The organism is Curtobacterium sp. MCSS17_011 (assembly GCF_003224275.1).
In the GTDB taxonomy this organism is placed as follows: domain Bacteria; phylum Actinomycetota; class Actinomycetes; order Actinomycetales; family Microbacteriaceae; genus Curtobacterium.
Window position 1 is genome coordinate 103,602 of the sequence record NZ_QKLE01000001.1, and the last position, 18,708, is coordinate 122,309.

Annotated in this window: 13 protein-coding genes and 1 tRNA gene; 12 read left to right on the plus strand and 2 right to left on the minus strand. The window is 70.4% G+C overall.

Annotation, left to right across the window (positions count from 1 at the left end; translation table 11 throughout):
* The first annotated feature begins 96 nt into the window (after window positions 1-96).
* From lgt to DEJ17_RS00495, 5 genes are all read left to right on the plus strand, one after another.
* Window positions 97-1,083 (plus strand): prolipoprotein diacylglyceryl transferase, encoded by a 987-nt coding sequence (lgt, locus tag DEJ17_RS00475; protein ID WP_181420966.1) that lies wholly within the window; start codon window positions 97-99, stop codon window positions 1,081-1,083.
* Window positions 1,084-1,308: 225 nt separating this feature from the next.
* Window positions 1,309-5,913 (plus strand): glutamate synthase large subunit, encoded by a 4,605-nt coding sequence (gene gltB, locus DEJ17_RS00480; RefSeq protein ID WP_375342549.1) that lies wholly within the window; start codon window positions 1,309-1,311, stop codon window positions 5,911-5,913.
* Window positions 5,906-7,363, plus strand: coding sequence for a glutamate synthase subunit beta (locus DEJ17_RS00485; RefSeq protein WP_110891586.1), 1,458 nt, complete (start codon window positions 5,906-5,908; stop codon window positions 7,361-7,363). The genes gltB and DEJ17_RS00485 overlap by 8 nt, the downstream gene beginning before the upstream one ends.
* 179 nt (window positions 7,364-7,542) lie before the next feature.
* Entirely contained in the window at window positions 7,543-8,988 is a 1,446-nt protein-coding gene (gene pyk, locus DEJ17_RS00490) for a pyruvate kinase (RefSeq protein WP_110891587.1), read from the plus strand.
* A gap of 130 nt (window positions 8,989-9,118) precedes the next feature.
* The gene (locus tag DEJ17_RS00495; RefSeq protein ID WP_110891588.1) at window positions 9,119-10,213 is read left to right on the plus strand and encodes a VIT1/CCC1 transporter family protein; all 1,095 of its coding nucleotides are present in this window, start codon (window positions 9,119-9,121) and stop codon (window positions 10,211-10,213) included.
* A 23-nt stretch (window positions 10,214-10,236) separates the two neighbouring features.
* On the opposite strand, the gene DEJ17_RS00500 is transcribed toward DEJ17_RS00495, so the two are convergent.
* A complete protein-coding gene (locus DEJ17_RS00500) occupies window positions 10,237-10,776 on the minus strand; it encodes an HdeD family acid-resistance protein (protein ID WP_163343589.1) in 540 nt (179 codons plus the stop codon).
* Between the two features lie 151 nt (window positions 10,777-10,927).
* On the opposite strand from DEJ17_RS00500, the gene DEJ17_RS00505 reads away from it, so the two are divergent.
* The 6 genes from DEJ17_RS00505 (at window position 10,928) to DEJ17_RS00530 (ending at window position 15,550) form a co-directional block, all read left to right on the plus strand.
* Window positions 10,928-12,469, plus strand: a complete 1,542-nt coding sequence (locus DEJ17_RS00505) for an aldehyde dehydrogenase family protein (protein WP_110891589.1) — start codon at window positions 10,928-10,930, stop codon at window positions 12,467-12,469.
* The gene (locus DEJ17_RS00510; protein ID WP_110891590.1) at window positions 12,469-12,867 is read left to right on the plus strand and encodes a DUF779 domain-containing protein; all 399 of its coding nucleotides are present in this window, start codon (window positions 12,469-12,471) and stop codon (window positions 12,865-12,867) included. The genes DEJ17_RS00505 and DEJ17_RS00510 overlap by 1 nt, the downstream gene beginning before the upstream one ends.
* 52 nt (window positions 12,868-12,919) lie before the next feature.
* Window positions 12,920-14,089, plus strand: coding sequence for a helix-turn-helix domain-containing protein (locus DEJ17_RS00515; protein ID WP_110891591.1), 1,170 nt, complete (start codon window positions 12,920-12,922; stop codon window positions 14,087-14,089).
* 55 nt (window positions 14,090-14,144) lie between these two features.
* A tRNA-Leu gene (locus tag DEJ17_RS00520) sits at window positions 14,145-14,226 on the plus strand.
* Between the two features lie 127 nt (window positions 14,227-14,353).
* On the plus strand, window positions 14,354-14,959 hold the full coding sequence (locus DEJ17_RS00525) for an ANTAR domain-containing response regulator (protein WP_017887240.1): 606 nt from the start codon (window positions 14,354-14,356) through the stop codon (window positions 14,957-14,959).
* Window positions 14,960-15,079: 120 nt separating this feature from the next.
* Window positions 15,080-15,550, plus strand: a complete 471-nt coding sequence (locus DEJ17_RS00530) for a GNAT family N-acetyltransferase (RefSeq protein ID WP_110891592.1) — start codon at window positions 15,080-15,082, stop codon at window positions 15,548-15,550.
* Window positions 15,551-15,566: 16 nt separating this feature from the next.
* On the opposite strand, the gene DEJ17_RS00535 is transcribed toward DEJ17_RS00530, so the two are convergent.
* On the minus strand, window positions 15,567-15,935 hold the full coding sequence (locus DEJ17_RS00535) for a PaaI family thioesterase (RefSeq protein ID WP_110891734.1): 369 nt from the start codon (window positions 15,933-15,935) through the stop codon (window positions 15,567-15,569).
* 128 nt (window positions 15,936-16,063) lie between these two features.
* Between DEJ17_RS00535 and polA the strand changes: the two genes are divergently transcribed.
* Complete coding sequence (gene polA / locus DEJ17_RS00540; protein ID WP_258366576.1) at window positions 16,064-18,706, plus strand: DNA polymerase I; 2,643 nt, start codon at window positions 16,064-16,066, stop codon at window positions 18,704-18,706.
* Window positions 18,707-18,708 lie beyond the last annotated feature (2 nt).

Sequence of the window (18,708 nt, forward strand, 5' to 3'; positions counted from 1 at the left end):
TCCAGTTCCTGTCGGGCCCGCGACCCGCGCTACAGTGAGCGAGGCCGACGCCACGTCGACCGCGCCCCGTCAGTTCCGAAAGGCGACAGCACCTCCATGCCCCTCCTGAGCATCCCGAGCCCGAGCACCGCCTGGCAGTACTTCGACCTGACCGCCTGGCTGCGCGACGCGTTCGGCTGGTCGCTGCCCCTCGACTTCCGCATCCACGCGTACGCGATCTGCATCCTGATCGGGATCGTGGCCGCGGTCGTCCTGGCGAACCGCCGACTCAACGCCCGCGGCGTCGAGCGCTGGATCATCATCGACATCGCGATCTGGGCCGTGCCCGCCGGCATCATCGGCGGTCGCCTCTTCCACGTGTTCACCCACGTGTCCGACTACTTCGGCCCCGGCATCGACCCGCTGTCCTTCCTCTACATCTGGGAGGGCGGGCTCGCCATCTTCGGCGCGTTGATCCTGGGCTCCGTCGGTGCGTGGATCGGGTGCCGCCAGGTCGGCCTCCGGTTCTCGTCGTTCATCGACGCCGTCGTGCCGGGCGTCCTGCTCGCGCAGGCATTCGGTCGCCTGGGCAACTACTTCAACCAGGAGCTCTTCGGCATGCCGACGAGCCTGCCCTGGGGCCTCGAGATCGACTCGAGCAACGCCGCGTTCCCGAAGGGCCTGCCCGAGGGCACGCTGTTCCACCCGACGTTCCTGTACGAGATCATCTGGAACGTGCTCGGCGTCATCGTCATCCTGTTCCTGGCACGCAGGTTCACGCTGCAGTGGGGCAAGGTCCTCGGCCTGTACCTGATCTGGTACGGCGCCGGACGTTCGGTGCTCGAGTCCATCCGCGTCGACACGAGCGAGACCTTCTTCGGCGTGCGCACCAACGTGTGGGTGGCTCTCGCGGCGGTCATCATCGGCATCCTGATCTTCGTGGTGCAGAGCCGACGGCACACGGGCAAGGAGCCGAGCCCGTACCTGCCGGGTCGCGGGCCCCGTCCGAGCTCCGTTGTAGACTCGGACGACACCTTCTCGGAGCACGACGACGACGCGGCAGACGGCGTCACGAGCGACGATCCGGTCACGACCGCTCGCTGACCCCAGTGGTGGGAGCACCCGCTCCCGACGACCACAGGTCACGTGCAGCACCACCAGCAGCAGCAGCACCAGACGGTCCCCGCCACAAGCGGGGCCGAGCAACCTCGCCGGCCGGCAGGACAACGCACCGCCGGCGGGCACGGGCACCAGTCCCGCCCGCTCGGGCGGAACGCACCACCGGGCCACCGCTGTCCCTGTTCCACTTCCTCGTGAGGACGGTTCCCCATGGCGCTCCAGCCAACTCAGCCCTCGGCACCGACGAGCCTCGTGCCGCCGCACCGCCGCTTCTCCGCGATCCCGGACGCCACCGGCATGTACGACCCGGCGAACGAGAAGGACGCATGCGGGCTCGCGATGGTCGCGACCCTGCGCGGCACGCCCGGACACGACATCGTCGACGCGGCGCTCGGTGCGCTCCGGAACCTCGAGCACCGCGGTGCCGTGGGCTCCGACGCGGGCACCGGTGACGGCGCGGGCATCCTGTGCCAGGTGCCCGACGAGTTCCTGCGGGCCGTCGTGCCCTTCGAGCTGCCGGCAGCGGGGGAGTACGCCGTCGGCACCGCCTACCTGCCCCTGGACGACGACGCCCGCCACGCGGTGAAGGGCGCCGTCGAGCGGCTCGCCCGCGAAGAGGGCCTGAAGGTCCTCGGGTGGCGTGAGGTCCCGGTGCGTCCGGAGGTCCTCGGCACGCTGGCCCGCGCCGCGATGCCGGCGTTCGAGCAGCTCTTCGTCGCCTCCATCCGGCACGACGTGCACGGGGCATCGTGGAGCGGGATCGCCCTCGACCGCCAGGCCTTCCGACTCCGCAAGCGCGCCGAGCACGACAACGACCTGTACTTCATGTCGCTGTCGAGCCGCACCATGGTCTACAAGGGCATGGTCACGACGCTCCAGCTCGAGCCGTTCTACCCGGACCTCAGCGACGAGCGCTTCGCGTCGAAGCTCGCGATCGTGCACTCGCGCTACTCCACCAACACGTTCCCGTCGTGGCCGCTCGCCCAGCCGTTCCGGACGATCGCCCACAACGGGGAGATCAACACGGTGCGCGGCAACCGCAACTGGATGCGGGCCCGGCAGTCGCAGCTCGAGAGCGAACTGCTCGGCGACATGGCCCCGCTGCTGCCCATCGTGAGCCCGGGGGCGAGCGACTCGGCCTCGTTCGACGAGGTCCTCGAGCTGTTGACCCTGACCGGCCGGACCCTGCCGCACGCGGTGTCGATGATGGTTCCCGAGGCGTGGGAGAACCAGGTCGGGATGGACCCGGACCTCCGCGCGTTCTACGAGTACCACTCGATGCTCATGGAGCCGTGGGACGGGCCCGCAGCCATCACCTTCACCGACGGCTCGCTGGTCGGTGCCACGCTCGACCGCAACGGGCTGCGCCCCGGGCGATTCCTGGTCACGGACGACGGCCTCATCGTGATGGGCTCCGAGACCGGCGTCATCGACGTGCCGGCCGCCAAGGTCGTGCGCAAGGGGCGCCTGCGTCCGGGCCGGATGTTCCTGGTGGACACCGAGGCCGGCCGCATCATCGAGGACGACGAGGTCAAGCGCGAGCTCGCCGCCTCGGGTCCGTGGGGCGACTGGCTCGAAGCGGGCCGGATCAACCTCAACGACCTGCCGGAGCGCGAGCACATCGTGCACACCCCGGCCTCGGTCACCCGTCGTCAGCGCGCGTTCGGGTACACCGAAGAAGAGGTCAGGATCCTGCTGCGCCCGATGGCGGCAGCGGGAGCCGAGCCCCTCGGTGCGATGGGCTCGGACACCCCGATCGCCGTGCTGTCGGAGCGTCCGCGCCTGCTCTTCGACTACTTCACGCAGCAGTTCGCGCAGGTGACCAACCCGCCGCTCGACTCGATCCGCGAGCAGGTCATCACCTCGATGGGGATGGGGCTCGGCCCGGAGCGCAACCTGCTCTCCGCCGGTCCCGAGCACGCGAAGCAGATCACGCTCGACTTTCCGGTGATCGACAACGACCAGCTCGCCAAGGTGCAGCACTTCGAGACCGAGTCGGGTCGCCACCTGACCGTCACGATCAAGGGCCTGTACCGCGTCGACGCCGGCAAGAAGGCGATGCAGAAGCGCATCGCTGCCGTGTGCGACGAGGTCGACGCCGCGATCGAGTCCGGCAAGCAGTTCATCGTGCTGTCCGACCGCGACGGCAACTCCGAGCAGGCACCGGTGCCGAGCCTCCTGCTCCTCGCCGCGGTCCACCACCACCTGATCCGCACCGAACAGCGCATGAAGGTCGGGCTCATCGTCGAGGCCGGCGACGTGCGTGAGGTCCACCACGTGGCGACCCTCATCGGGTACGGCGCCTCGGCGATCAACCCGTACCTGGCGATGGAGACCTGCGAGAACCTGGTGCGCGCCGGCATGATCCCCGGGATCACCCCGGAGCAGGCCGTCAAGAACGTCATCAAGGCGCTCGGCAAGGGCGTGCTGAAGATCATGTCGAAGATGGGCATCTCCACGGTGTCCAGCTACGCCGGCGCGCAGGCGTTCGAGGCCGTCGGGCTCAGCCAGGAGTTCGTCGACAAGTACTTCACGGGCACCTCGTCGATCCTGGGCGGCGTCGACATCGACGTCATCGCCAAGGAGAACGCCGAGCGGCACGCCCAGGCGTACCCGCAGGACGGCGCGGTGCTCTCGCACGAGCGTCTGCAGATCGGTGGCGAGTACCAGTGGCGCCGCCAGGGTCCGCCGCACCTGTTCAACCCGGACACGGTGTTCCGCCTGCAGCACGCCACCCGTGCCCGTCGGTACGACATCTTCCGCGAGTACTCGAGCGCTGTGGACGACCAGTCCGAGCAGCTGATGACGCTCCGCGGGCTGTTCCGGTTCAAGCAGGGCGCGCGCAAGCCCATCGCGCTCGACGAGGTCGAGTCGATCGAGTCGATCGTCAAGCGTTTCAACACGGGCGCGATGTCCTACGGGTCCATCTCCAAGGAAGCCCACGAGACGCTCGCCATCGCGATGAACCGACTCGGCGGCCGATCGAACACGGGCGAGGGCGGCGAGGACGTCGACCGCCTGCTCGATCCCGAGCGTCGCAGCGCGATCAAGCAGGTCGCCTCCGGCCGGTTCGGCGTGACGAGCATGTACCTGACACACGCCACCGACATCCAGCTCAAGATGGCGCAGGGCGCGAAGCCCGGCGAGGGCGGGCAGCTGCCGCCGGCGAAGGTCTACCCGTGGGTGGCCCGCACCCGGCACGCCACCGCGGGCGTCGGCCTCATCTCGCCGCCGCCGCACCACGACATCTACTCCATCGAGGACCTCAAGCAGCTGATCTTCGACGTCAAGCGCGCCAACCCGGCCGCCCGCGTCCACGTGAAGCTCGTGAGCCAGTCCGGCATCGGTGCGGTCGCGGCCGGCGTGACGAAGGCCCTGGCCGACGTCGTGCTCGTGTCCGGCCACGACGGCGGCACCGGCGCGAGCCCACTGAACTCGCTCAAGCACGCCGGTACCCCGTGGGAGATCGGCCTGGCCGAGACCCAGCAGACGCTCATGCTGAACGGCATGCGCGACCGCGTCGTCGTGCAGGTGGACGGGCAGATGAAGACCGGGCGCGACGTCGTCGTGGCCGCGTTGCTCGGTGCCGAGGAGTACGGCTTCGCGACTGCGCCGCTCGTGGTCGAGGGCTGCATCCTGATGCGGGTCTGCCACCTGGACACCTGCCCGGTCGGCGTCGCCACGCAGAACCCCGAGCTCCGCAAGCGGTTCTCCGGCAAGCCCGAGTTCGTCGTGAACTTCTTCGAGTTCATCGCGCAAGAGGTCCGCGAGCTCCTCGCCGAGCTCGGCTTCCGCAGCCTCGACGAGGCCATCGGGCAGACCGAAGCGCTCGACGTCGACCGTGCCGTCGAGCACTGGAAGGCCTCCGGGCTCGACCTCGCGCCGGTGCTCAAGGGACCGCACTTCGACGACGCCGAACCGCGCCGCCACCACCGCGAGCAGGACCACGAGCTGGACCAGCACTTCGACGTGCAGCTCATCCAGCAGACCGCGGACGTGCTCGACCACGGCGGTTCGATCGCGCTCGACCTGCCCATCCGCAACACCGAGCGCGCCGTCGGCACCATGCTCGGCCACCAGGTGACCCTGCGCCACGGCGAGCACGGCCTGCCGAACGGTTCGATCGACGTGACGCTGCGCGGTTCCGCCGGGCAGTCGCTCGGCGCGTTCCTGCCGGCGGGCATCACACTGCGGCTCATCGGCGACAGCAACGACTACGTCGGCAAGGGACTCTCCGGCGGCCAGATCGTCGTCCGCCCCGACGCCGGCTCGGGCTTCGACCCGGCCGAGAACGTCATCGCCGGCAACGTCATCGGGTACGGCGCCACCCAGGGCAGCATGTTCATCCGCGGGATCGTGGGCGAGCGGTTCCTGGTGCGGAACTCCGGTGCCACGGCCGTCGTCGAGGGCGTGGGCGACCACGCGCTCGAGTACATGACGGGCGGGCTCGCGCTCATCCTCGGCGAGACCGGCCGGAACCTCGGCGCCGGCATGTCCGGTGGGACGGCGTACGTCCGAGGCCTGCGCCAGGAACACGTGAACACCGACGCATTGGCGTCCGGCGAACTCCGGCTCGAGGCGCTCGACAGCGCCGACGTCGAGATCGTCACCGACCTGCTCACCCGGCACGCCGACGAGACGGGGTCGACGCTCGCGTCCGACCTGCTGGCGTCCGGAGACCTGAGCGACTTCGTCAAGGTGCTGCCGCGCGACTACGCGGCGGTGCTCGAGACGCGCAGACAGGCCGTCGACGAGGGGCTCGACCCCGACGGTGACATCGTTTGGAACAGGATCATGGAGGTGACCGGTGGCTGACCCCAAGGGATTCCTGAAGGTCCAGGAACGCGAACTCCCGCCCCGGCGACCCGTGCCCGTGCGGCTCATGGACTGGAAAGAGGTCTACGAGCAGCAGGAGTCCGGTGTCCTGAAGCGCCAGGCCGGCCGCTGCATGGACTGCGGCGTGCCGTTCTGCCACCAGGGCTGCCCGCTCGGCAACCTGATCCCGGAGTGGAACGACCTGACCTGGCGCGGTGAGGGCCGACAGGCGATCGAGCGCCTGCACGAGACGAACAACTTCCCGGAGTTCACGGGTCGGCTCTGCCCCGCCCCGTGCGAGTCGTCGTGCGTGCTCGGCATCAACCAGCCCCCGGTGACGATCAAGCAGGTCGAGGTCTCGATCATCGACCAGGCGTTCCAGAACGGCTGGGTCACCCCGCACCCGCCGGAGCGCCTGACGGGCAAGACCGTCGCCGTCGTGGGCTCCGGCCCCGCCGGGCTCGCCGCCGCGCAGCAGCTCACGCGTGCCGGCCACACGGTCGCCGTCTACGAGCGGGACGACCGCATTGGCGGGCTGCTCCGCTACGGCATCCCGGACTTCAAGATGGAGAAGCGCCAGATCGACGCGCGCCTCGCCCAGATGCAGGCCGAGGGCACCCGGTTCCGTGCCGGGGTCGAGATCGGCAAGGACATCACCTGGGACGACCTGAAGTCGCGCTACGACGCAGTCGTGGTCGCCACCGGTGCAACGGTGCCGCGCGACCTGCCGATCCCGGGGCGCGACCTCGAGGGCGTGCACTTCGCCATGGACTACCTGGTCCAGCAGAACAAGGCGAACGCGGGCACGACGGTCGACAACCAGATCACGGCCGAGGGCAAGCACGTCGTCGTCATCGGCGGCGGCGACACCGGTGCGGACTGCATCGGCACCGCCCACCGCCAGGGTGCGCTGAGCGTGACGAACCTGGCGATCGGCAAGCAGCCGCCGCTCGAGCGTCCGTCCAACCAGCCGTGGCCGATGTTCCCGACCGTGTTCGAGATCACGAGCGCGCACGAAGAGGGCGGCGAGCGGCACTTCCTCGCCTCCACCGTCGAGTTCCTGTCGAACGACGCAGGCGAGGTCCGCGCACTGCGGGTCGCCGAGACCGAGTACCTCGACGGCCGGCGGGTCCCGAAGGCGGGCAGCGAGCGGGAGATCCCGGCCGACCTCGTCCTCATCGCGATGGGCTTCACCGGCCCCGAGGCGGACACGATCGAGCCGCAGCTCGGTCTGCCGACCACGGGTTCCGGGGCGCTCGACCGCCGTGCCGACTACGCGACCAACGAGGCCGGCGTGTTCGTCGCCGGCGACGCGGGTCGCGGGCAGTCGCTCATCGTGTGGGCGATCGCCGAGGGCCGCGCCGCGGCCGCACAGGTCGACGAGTACCTCGAGGGCTCCACGATCCTGCCGGCACCGGTCAAGGCGACCGACCGGGCGATCTCCGTCTGATGTCGGACGCGCACCAGATGTCGGACCGCCGCCAGACGGCGGACCGTCTCCACCAGATGCTCACGCTCCCGTGAGCGTGAGGCCACCAGCACTCGGTAGGGTGCTGGTGGCCTCGCTTCGTTCCGCGCGGCCCCACAGCGCGGAAACCCAAGCTCCATCCACCACCACGAAGGAATCCATTGAGACGCGCAAAGATCGTTTCGACGCTCGGACCGGCAACGTCGGACTACGAGACCGTCAAGGAGATCATCGAAGCGGGCGTCGACGTCGCCCGCCTCAACCTCAGCCACGGTGACTACAGCGTCCACGAGGCCAACTACGTCAACGTCCGTCGTGCCGCCGAAGAACTCGGCAAGCCCGTCGCGATCCTCGTCGACCTGCAGGGTCCGAAGATCCGCCTGGCTCGGTTCGCCGACGGCCCGCACGACCTGGCCGTCGGCGACGTCTTCACCATCACGACCGAGGACGTCCCCGGCTCGAAGGAGATCTGCGGCACGACGTTCAAGGGCCTGCCGCAGGACGTCAAGCCCGGTGACCCACTGCTCATCGACGACGGCCGTGTCCGCCTCCGTGTCCTCGACACCGACGGCGTGCGGGTCCGCACCGAGGTCGTCGTCCCCGGCACGGTGTCCAACAACAAGGGCATCAACCTGCCCGGTGTCGCCGTCAACGTCCCCGCGCTGAGCGAGAAGGACGAGGCCGACCTGCGCTGGGCGATCCGCCAGGGCGCCGACCTGATCGCGCTGTCGTTCGTGCGCAACGCGAGCGACGTCGTGCGTGCCCACGAGATCATGGACGAAGAGGGCAAGCGTCTGCCGGTCATCGCCAAGGTCGAGAAGCCCCAGGCGGTGGACGCGCTCGAGGAGATCATCGACGCCTTCGACAGCATCATGGTCGCCCGCGGTGACCTCGGCGTCGAGCTCCCGCTCGAGGCGGTCCCGATCGTGCAGAAGCGCGCCGTCGAGCTGTCCCGCCGCATGGCGAAGCCGGTCATCGTCGCGACGCAGATGCTCGAGTCGATGATCTCGTCGCCGATCCCCACCCGCGCCGAGACCTCCGACGTCGCGAACGCCGTCCTCGACGGTGCGGACGCGGTCATGCTGTCCGGTGAGACGAGCGTCGGTGAGTACCCGGTCCAGACCGTCCGCACCATGGCCCGCATCGTCGAGTCCACCGAGGACCACGGTCTCGAGCGCATCGCGCCGCTCGGCACCAAGCCGCGCACGCTCGGCGGTGCGATCACCCTCGCCGCCGTCGAGATCGCCGAGTTCACCGAGGCGTCGTACCTCTGCGTCTTCACGGAGTCCGGCGACTCGGCCCGCCGCATGTCGCGCCTGCGCCACGGTCTGCCGATCATCGCCTTCACCCCGAACGAGGCCACGCGCCGCCGGATGGCCCTGACGTGGGGTGTCCGTTCGTTCCTGGTGGAGCGGAAGACCCACACCGACGAGCTCTTCTCGCAGGTGGACGACGTCCTCCTCGAGAACGGACTTGCGGCCCCCGGCGACCGCGTCATCGTGACGGCCGGGTCCCCTCCCGGCATCGAGGGCTCGACGAACGACCTGCGCGTGCACCGGGTGGGCGACGCCCACGCCGAGGCCGCGCCGGCGTACGTCCGCGACTGATCCCGAGGCTCCGTCGCCACCAGGGCGCGGACTGGAGGCCCGGTGCGAGCAGCGCCGACCGCTTCCGGTCCGCGCCCTGCCGCGTCTCCACGGCCCTGGTGGTGACCGGACGTCGGCCGCAGGCGGCAGGATGGTCGCTGTGAGCCTCCGATCCGACACCCCGGCGCCGCGCGCCGACGTTCGCCGCTGGCGTCGCTACCTGGCCGACGAACGTGCCGAGGCGGCCGTGTACCGCAACCTCGCTGCCCGCCGTTCCGGCGAGGAGCGCGAGATCCTCGCCGCGCTGGCCGAGGCCGAGGGGCGCCACGCCGACCACTGGCTCGACCTGCTCGGCGACGACGTCGGACGGCCGCAGCGGGGGAGCCTGCGCACCCGGGTGCTCGCCGTGCTCGCCAAGCGGTTCGGGTCGGTCTTCGTCCTCGCGCTCATGCAGCGCGCCGAGGACCGCTCGCCGTACGCCGACGACTCGGACGCGACCGCGCGGATGGCCGCCGACGAGCGGATCCACGGCGAGGTCGTGCGCGGGCTCGCGAACCGGGGGCGGATGCGGCTGTCCGGAACGTTCCGGGCGGCGGTGTTCGGCGCGAACGACGGCCTGGTGTCCAACCTGGCGCTCATCATCGGGATCAGTGCCTCGGGGGCCGACCGGCACTTCGTGCTGCTGAGCGGCATCGCCGGCCTGCTCGCCGGCGCGTTGTCGATGGGGGCGGGGGAGTACGTCTCCGTCCGGTCGCAGCGCGAACTGCTCGAGGCGTCCGCGCCCCACCCCGAGGCCGGCAGGGCGGTGTCGGACCTCGACGTCGACGTGAACGAGCTCGCCCTGGTCTACCGGGCGCGCGGGATGTCCGAGGCCGAGGCGACCGAGCACGCCGCGCAGGTGCTGTCCGGCATCGGTGAGCGGCGGCCGGCGACCGGTTCGACCGCGGTCGCGGACGACCACGAGGCGGTCGGCACCGGGCTGAGCGCCGCGGTGTCGAGCTTCTGCTTCTTCGCCTCGGGCGCGATCATCCCGGTGCTGCCGTTCCTGTTCGGCATGCAGGGGTGGCCGGCGATCGCGGTGGCCGGCGGGCTGGTGGGCATCGCGCTGCTCGGCACCGGTGCCGTCGTCGGCGTGCTCAGCGGGGCCTCGCCGGGCAAGCGGGCCTTCCGGCAGCTCGCCATCGGGTTCGGCGCGGCGATCGTCACCTACGCACTCGGGCTGCTCTTCGGCACCGGTTCGGCCTAGCGGCTGACGGCGGCACGCGGCGACTATCGGCGGACGGCGGCGCGCGGCGGCAGGAGCAGCAGGGCCGCGGCCCCGACGACGATGAGCGCGATCCCGGCGAAGACCATGAAGACGGTCAGCGCGAGCCCCGGCGCGACGAGCACGACGACGCCACCGATGATCGATAGCACACCGCTGACGACCGTCGGGACGCGTGACGACCCTGGGTGGCCGACGAACCCGCCGACGATCGCGGCGACCCCCTCGATCAGGAACCCGACCCCGGCGAGCACGGCGTAGACGACGAGCGGGATCGCCGGGTCGAGCAGGGTCACGAGCCCCGCGACCGCGACCAGGCCGCCGACGATGCCGGACGTCCACCGCCACACCGGGCGGGTGCCGTGCCCCCGCACCGCGGCGAAGACGCGCAGCGCGCCGGCCACGACGAGGTACACGCCGAACAGCAGCGCCACGAGCACGAGCGACGGACGGGGCCAGACGATCGCCACGATGCCCAGTGCGATCGCGACGACGGCAGTGACGACGACGAACACCCGGAACGTCCTGACGGCACGAGAATCCACGAGCGCTCCTCCCTGATCGTCAGCGCTGGTGCCCAGCACGCTACCCGTCGGAGCCCCGGGCCGTGCAACCACCTGCAACCCCCGCGGTCGTACCGTGCGGAGCAGGCGCGCGACCCGCGCGCCCCGACAGCGTCGTCGAAAGGGCACCACCATGACCATCGCACCCTCGCCCACCAGCTACGCCGCACCCGGCGAGCCCGGCTCCCTGGTCGAGTACCGATCGCGGTACGACCACTTCATCGGCGGCGAGTACGTGCCGTCTGCGAGCGGCCAGTACTTCGAGAACCCCACCCCCGTCACGGGCAAGGTGTTCACCGAGGTCGCGCGCGGTGACTCCACCGACGTCGATCGGGCCGTCGCCGCCGCCTGGAAGGCGTTCCCGACCTGGGGTCGGACGAGCACGGCCGAACGAGCGGTCATCCTCAACACGATCGCCGACCGCATGGAGGAGCACCTCGAGATGCTCGCCGTGGCCGAGACGTGGGAGAACGGCAAGCCGATCCGCGAGACCCTCGGGGCGGACATCCCGCTCGCGATCGACCACTTCCGGTACTTCGCCGGCGCGATCCGTGCGCAGGAGGGCTCCGCCGGCGAGATCGACCACGACACGGTGGCCTACCACTTCCACGAACCGCTCGGTGTCGTCGGGCAGATCATCCCGTGGAACTTCCCGATCCTGATGGCGGTGTGGAAGCTCGCGCCGGCCCTCGCCGCCGGCAACTGCGTCGTGCTGAAGCCCGCCGAGCAGACCCCGGCGTCCATCCACGTGCTCGTCGAGCTCATCCGCGACCTGCTGCCCGCCGGGGTGCTCAACGTCGTCAACGGCTTCGGCATCGAGGTCGGCGCACCGCTCGCGCAGCACCCGGACATCCGGAAGATCGCCTTCACGGGGGAGACCACCACCGGGCGGCTGATCATGCAGTACGCCTCGCAGAGCCTCATCCCCGTGACGCTCGAGCTCGGCGGCAAGAGCCCGAACGTGTTCTTCCCCGACGTGGCAGCCGAGAAGGACTCGTTCTACGACAAGGCGCTCGAGGGCTTCACGTTCTTCAACCTCAACCAGGGCGAGGTCTGCACCTGTCCGTCCCGGGCACTCGTGGCGAAGGAGATCTACGACGGGTTCGTCGCCGACGGCCTGGAACGCGTCCGTGCCGTCAAGCAGGGACACCCGCTCGACCTGTCGACGATGATCGGCGCCCAGGCGTCCAACGACCAGCTCGAGAAGATCCTGAGCTACATCGACATCGGCAAGCAGGAGGGCGCGAAGCTCCTGACCGGAGGTGAACGGGCCGACCTGGGCGGCGAACTCTCCGGCGGCTACTACGTCACCCCGACGGTGTTCGAAGGCGACAACTCGATGCGGATCTTCCAGGAGGAGATCTTCGGGCCCGTCCTCGCCCTGACGTCCTTCAGCGGCTACGACGACGCGATCGCCACCGCCAACGACACGTTGTACGGCCTCGGTGCCGGGGTGTGGAGCCGTGACGTCACGACCCTGTACCGCGCCGGACGTGACATCCAGGCCGGACGGGTGTGGTCGAACACGTACCACCAGTACCCGGCGGGTGCGGCGTTCGGTGGCTACAAGCAGTCCGGCATCGGGCGCGAGAACCACAAGATGATGCTCGACCACTACCAGCAGACGAAGAACCTGCTCGTCTCCTACGCCGATGGACCGATGGGCTTCTTCTGATGCCCGACACCGCGCGCGTCGCGGTCACGCCGGCGGCGGGGGAGCTCCTGCGCACCCTCACCGCCCGGCACGGCCCGCTCATGTTCCACCAATCGGGCGGCTGCTGCGACGGCTCGAGCCCGATGTGCTACCCCGTCGGCATGTTCCGGACCGGTCCCGGGGACGTCCTGCTCGGCGCGCTGCAGGTCGACGGCCTCGACCCGGTCGAGGTCTACATGTCGGTGTCGCAGTTCGAGTACTGGAAGTACACGCACCTGACGATCGACGTCGTCGATGGTCGGGGCGGCGGGTTCTCGGTCGAGGTCCCCGAGGGCAAGCGGTTCCTCACCCGATCGCGGATGTTCGACGACGGTGAGCTCGCCGATCTCGGCCTGGTCCCGCGGATGCGCCGGACGTAGGCTGACGGCAGTCGTCGCGACGGAGCGGCGGGTGGGGTCGATCGGAGGACGCATGCGCGCACCCGGTCGGCTCCGCCCGCTCGTCGCTGCGTCGTGGCAGCGGTCCGCCCGGGTCGACCCCGACGCCGCCCCGGTCCTCGCCCTCGGCGACGACGAACTCGATGCCGCACGGCACGACGGCCCCCTCGCCACCCTGCTGCCGGTGGTCCGCCGGCTGCTGCTCGACGACTCCCGCTCGGCCGGGTGCGTCGTCGCCGTCGCGGACGCCGCGGGTCGTCTGGTCTGGGTCGACGGTGCGCGCTCCACCCGTCGCGCCGCCGAGGACATGGGCTTCGTCCCCGGGGCCGACTGGTCGGAGGACCGCGTCGGCACCAGCGCGCCCGGCACCGCGCTGCGCCTGGACCGTCCGGTGCAGATCCGCTCCGACGAGCACTACGCGAACGCCGTCAAGCCCTTCTCGTGCACGGCCGTCCCGGTGCACGACGCGAGCGGCGCCACCGTCGGGGTGCTCGACCTGACGGGCGACGACCGCGCCGTCGAGCGGCACACGCTGTCGCTGCTCGCCGCCACGGTCGCCGCAGCCGAGGCCCAGCTCGCCCTCGCCGCGGTCCGCCCACGCGCGCGGACACCCCGCGTGCCGTCGGCCGAGCTGACCGTGCTCGGAACCGACACCGCCGTGCTCCGGATCGCCGACCGCCGCGTCGAGCTGTCCGCGCGGCACTCCGAACTGCTCGTCGTGCTCGCCGCGCACCCCGACGGGCTCGCGGCGACCGACCTCGCCGCCGCCGTCTACGGCGACCCGGGTGCGGTCGTCACCCTGCGCGCCGAGGTCGTCCGGCTGCGCCGGGTCCTCGCGCGGCACGCGCCGGACGTGACCGTGACGTCGCGGCCGTACCGGGTGACCGGAGTCCGGACCGACGTCGACGGCGTGCTGTCCGCGCTCGAACGCGGGGCGCGCCTCCAGGCCGTCGACCGGTACGCCGGACCGGTCCTGCCGGGCTCGGCCGCACCCGGCGTCGACGCGGTCCGCGACCTGGTGCGGCTGCGGTTCCGCGAGTCGGTCGTCGCCGACGGCGGCGTCGACGCGCTGCTCGCGTGGGCGCGGACCCCGGACGGTGCGACCGACGCGCTCGTGCTCCGCGCGCTGCTCGCGGTGCTGCCGCGGCGGTCGCCGCGACGAGCCGGTCTCGTGGCGGCCATCGAGGCGCTCGAGGGCTCCTGAGACGGTCGACGACGGGCCGGGAGGCGCGGGTCGGGCTGGTAGTGTTGGCCTCCTCGCGAGTGTGGTGGAATCGGCAGACACGGGGCACTCAAAATGCTCTGCCTCACGGCGTGCGGGTTCAAGTCCCGCCACTCGTACGAAATCGCTCACGGCGTGCGGGGCTGTTCCGGACCCGCGTCCCGCCACTCGTACCAACGATCGATCCGGCGTTCGATCTGCGTGATCTGGGATACGGCACTTCCGTCGTCTAGTAGGCTTTCGTCCGTGAGTGACACAGAAGCAACAGCACCAGCACCCCGTCGCGTCGTCGTCGCCGAGGACGAGTCGCTCATCCGCCTCGACATCGTGGAGATCCTCCGCGACAACGGGTTCGACGTGGTCGGTGAAGCCGGTGACGGTGAGACCGCCGTCCAGCTCGCGACCGACCTCCGCCCCGACCTCGTCGTGATGGACGTCAAGATGCCCCAGCTCGACGGCATCTCCGCAGCCGAGAAGCTGTCCAAGAACCACATCGCGCCCGTCGTCCTGCTGACCGCGTTCAGCCAGAAGGACCTCGTCGAGCGTGCCACCGAGGCCGGCGCGCTGGCCTACGTGGTCAAGCCCTTCACCCCGAACGACCTGCTCCCCGCGATCGAGATCGCCCTCTCGCGGTACCAGCAGATCATCACGCTCGAGGCCGAGGTCGCCGACCTCGTCGAGCGCTTCGAGACCCGCAAGCTCGTCGACCGCGCCAAGGGCCTGCTGAACGAGAAGATGGGCCTCACCGAGCCCGAGGCGTTCCGCTGGATCCAGAAGGCCTCGATGGACCGCCGCCTGACCATGCACGACGTCGCGAAGGCGATCATCGAGCAGCTCAGCGCCAAGAAGTGACGAGCACCGTGTAGCTCGCACCGTCGCTCACGGGACGCCGTCGGACCTCCGGGTCCGGCGGCGTTCCTGCGTTCTCGACGTCCCGCGGCATGAGCCGCGACCACCTGGCAGGCTGGAGCCATGGACGACGTGGTGATCCGGGCCTCCCGGCCTGACGACATGCCGGCGGTGGCCGACCTGCGGTGGCGGTGGAGCGTCGACGAGGGCGGCGCGCAGCCGGCGGCGACCGTGGAGGTCTACCGCGACGCGATGACGGCCTTCGCGGCCGACCACGCGGGGTCGCACCGGTGCGTCGTCGCGGAGCGGGACGGCGTCGTGCTCGGCATGGCGTGGCTCGGGCTGGTCGCGCGACCGCCGTTGCCGGACCGGCCGGGTCGCCGGCTCACCGCGGACGTGCAGACGGTGTACGTGCACCCGGAGCTGCGTGGTTCCGGCGTCGCCGGACGGCTCGTCACGGCGCTGCTCGAGCTCGCCGACGAGCTCGGCGTGGAGCGGACGTCGGTGCACTCGAGCGTGGACGGCGAGCGGCTCTACCGGCGGCTCGGGTTCGGCGACGCCCGCCTGCTGCTGCAGCGGCCACCCGAGGACTGAGCCGTCGGTCCGTCGGTCAGCGACGCTCGCGGATCATGTTCGTGATCCGGACGGTGGAGCACCGGCGACCCTGGTCGTCCGTCAGGACGATCTCGTGCGTGGTCAGCGTGCCGCCGAGGTGGATCGCGGTGCACGTGCCAGTGACGAGGCCGCTCGTGGCGCTGCGGGAGTGCGAGGCGCTGAGCTCGATGCCGACGGCGTAGCGGCCGGGCCCGGCGTGCACGTTCGCGGCCATCGAACCGAGGCTCTCCGCGAGGACGACGTAGGCGCCACCGTGCAGCAGGCCGACCGGCTGGCGGTTGCCCTCGACCGGGATCGAACCGACCGCTCGTTCGGCCGACAGCTCGGTGATGACCATGCCCATCTTCTCGGCCAGCTCGCCCATGCCGCGTTCGTCGAGGCGGGGATCGATCGTGGTCGATGCGGTGTCGTCGGTCACGGTCTGCGTCGACCTTCCGTGTCAGCGGGCGTCGGTAGGCTGTCCGGGTGTCGGACTCCGCAAAGCCTACCCTCATGGTCATCGACGGCCACTCGCTCGCCTTCCGGGCCTTCTACGCGCTGCCGGTCGACAGCTTCGTGAACCGCGAGGGGCAGCACACCAACGCGATCCACGGCTTCATCTCGATGCTGCTGATGCTCCTGCAGCGTGAGAAGCCCACCCACCTGGCGGTGGCGTTCGACATCTCCCGGTTCTCGTTCCGCACGCGTGAGTACGCCGAGTACAAGGGCACCCGCTCCGAGACCCCGGCCGAGTTCAAGGGGCAGATCCCGCTCCTGCAGCAGGCGCTCGAGGCGATGGGCATCACCACCGTCACGAAAGAGGACTACGAGGCCGACGACATCCTCGCGACCCTCTCCAAGCAGGGTGCCGACCAGGGCTTCCAGGTCTACGTGGTCTCCGGCGACCGCGACTCGATCCAGCTCGTCAATGACGACGTCACGCTGCTCTACCCGTCCGTCCGCGGGGTCTCCGAACTCACACGCTACGACCGCGACAAGGTCTACGAGCGGTACGGCATCGAGCCACACCAGTACCCGGACATCGCCGCACTCGTCGGCGAGACCAGCGACAACCTGATCGGCATCGACAAGGTCGGCGAGAAGACCGCGGTGAAGTGGGTGACCCAGTACGGGTCGCTCGACGGCGTCCTCGAGCACGCCGACGAGATCAAGGGCGTCGTCGGCAACAACCTGCGCGAGCAGCGGGACCGGGCGATCCGGAACCGCCGGCTCAACCGCCTGGTCACCGACGTCGAGCTGCCCGTCGGTCCCGCCGACGTCGCGCTCCGCCCGGTCGACGAGACCGCGGTGCGCGAGCTCTTCGCCAAGCTGCAGTTCCGCACGCTGCTCGACCGTGTGTTCAAGGTCGCCGGTTCGGGCGATCCCGCTGAACCCTCCGCCGAGGGCACGGTCACCGACGGTGCGCCGACCCCGCCGCCCGTCAAGACCCTGATCGACGAAGAGCTCGGCTACTGGCTCGAGCGGCGCAACGCGACCGAGGCGGCGAACGGCTACGGCGTCGCTGTCGAGGTCATCGACGGTCGCCTGAGCGCGATCGGCATCGCCACCCACGACGACGCCGTCCTCGTGCCCGGTGGCAGCGGCGCGAAGGACTACGAGCAGCTCTCGGCCTGGTTCGCCTCCGACGCCCCGAAGCACTTCCACGACGCCAAGGCCGCGATCAAGGCGCTCGGCACCGCCGGGTTCGTCGTGAACGGCATCGCCGGCGACGCCCGGATCATGGGATGGCTCGCGCAGCCCGGCAAACAGGGGCAGCCGCTGTCCGACCTCGTCTACCAGGAGCTCGGCGAAGAACTGCCGACGGCCGATCCGAACCAACTCGTCCCCGAGACCGACCCGGTCAACGTCGGAGTGCACGCCTGGTTCGTGCTCCGCGTCACCACGGCCCTGCGTGCCCGGATCGACGCGTCCTCGCTGCAGGTGCTCGACGACATCGAGCTGCCGCTCGTCTCGGTGCTGGCGGGCATGGAGACCATCGGTGTCGGCATCGACCGCCCGGTGCTCACCGGCCTGTCGAAGGAGCTGGGGGAGCGCGCCGCCGAGCTCGCACAGCAGGCCTTCGCCGAGATCGGGCACGAGGTCAACCTCGGGTCGCCGAAGCAGCTGCAGGAAGTCCTGTTCACCGAGCTCGCGATGCCGAAGACCCGCAAGACCAAGACCGGCTTCTCGACCGACGCCGCGAGCCTGACCGACCTGCAGGAACAGCACCCCCACCCGTTCCTCGGACTCCTGCTGCAGCACCGCGACGCCACCAAGCTCCGGCAGATCGTCGACACGCTCGACGCCGCCGTGGTCGACGGCCGCATCCACACCCGCTACGAGCAGACCGGCACGAGCACCGGCCGGGTCTCGTCGACCGACCCGAACCTGCAGAACATCCCGGTGAAGACGGCCGTCGGTCGCCGGATCCGGTCGGCGTTCGCGGTGGCCGAGCCGTACACGACGCTCGTGACCGCCGACTACTCGCAGATCGAGATGCGGATCATGGCGCACCTCTCCGGCGACCCGGGGCTCATCCAGGCCTTCAACGAGGGCGAGGACCTGCACCGCTTCGTCGGCGCCCGGGTCTTCGGTGTCGACCCGTCCGAGGTCTCCAACGAGATGCGCACCAAGGTCAAGGCGATGTCCTACGGCCTGGCCTACGGGTTGAGTGCCTTCGGTCTGTCGAAGCAGCTGCGCATCGAGCAGTCCGAGGCCCGCACCCTGATGACCGAGTACTTCGCCCGCTTCGGTGCGGTGCGCGACTACCTGCGCAACGTCGTCGAGCAAGCACGCGAGGACGGCTACACCGAGACGATCTTCGGTCGCCGTCGTCCGTTCCCCGACCTGAAGAGCCCGAACCGGGTCCTGCGTGAGAACGCCGAACGCGCCGCGCTGAACGCCCCGATCCAGGGTTCGGCCGCCGACATCATCAAGATCGCGATGCTCGGGGTCGCCGACGACCTGCGCGAAGGCGAGTTGCAGTCGCACCTGCTGCTCCAGGTGCACGACGAGCTCATCCTCGAGGTCGCGCCCGGTGAGCAGGAGCGTGTCGAGGAGATCCTCCGCACCCGGATGGGCAGCGCCGCCGAGCTGAGCGTCCCGCTCGACGTCTCGGTCGGCGTGGGGCCGAACTGGGAGAGCGCCGCCCACTGAGC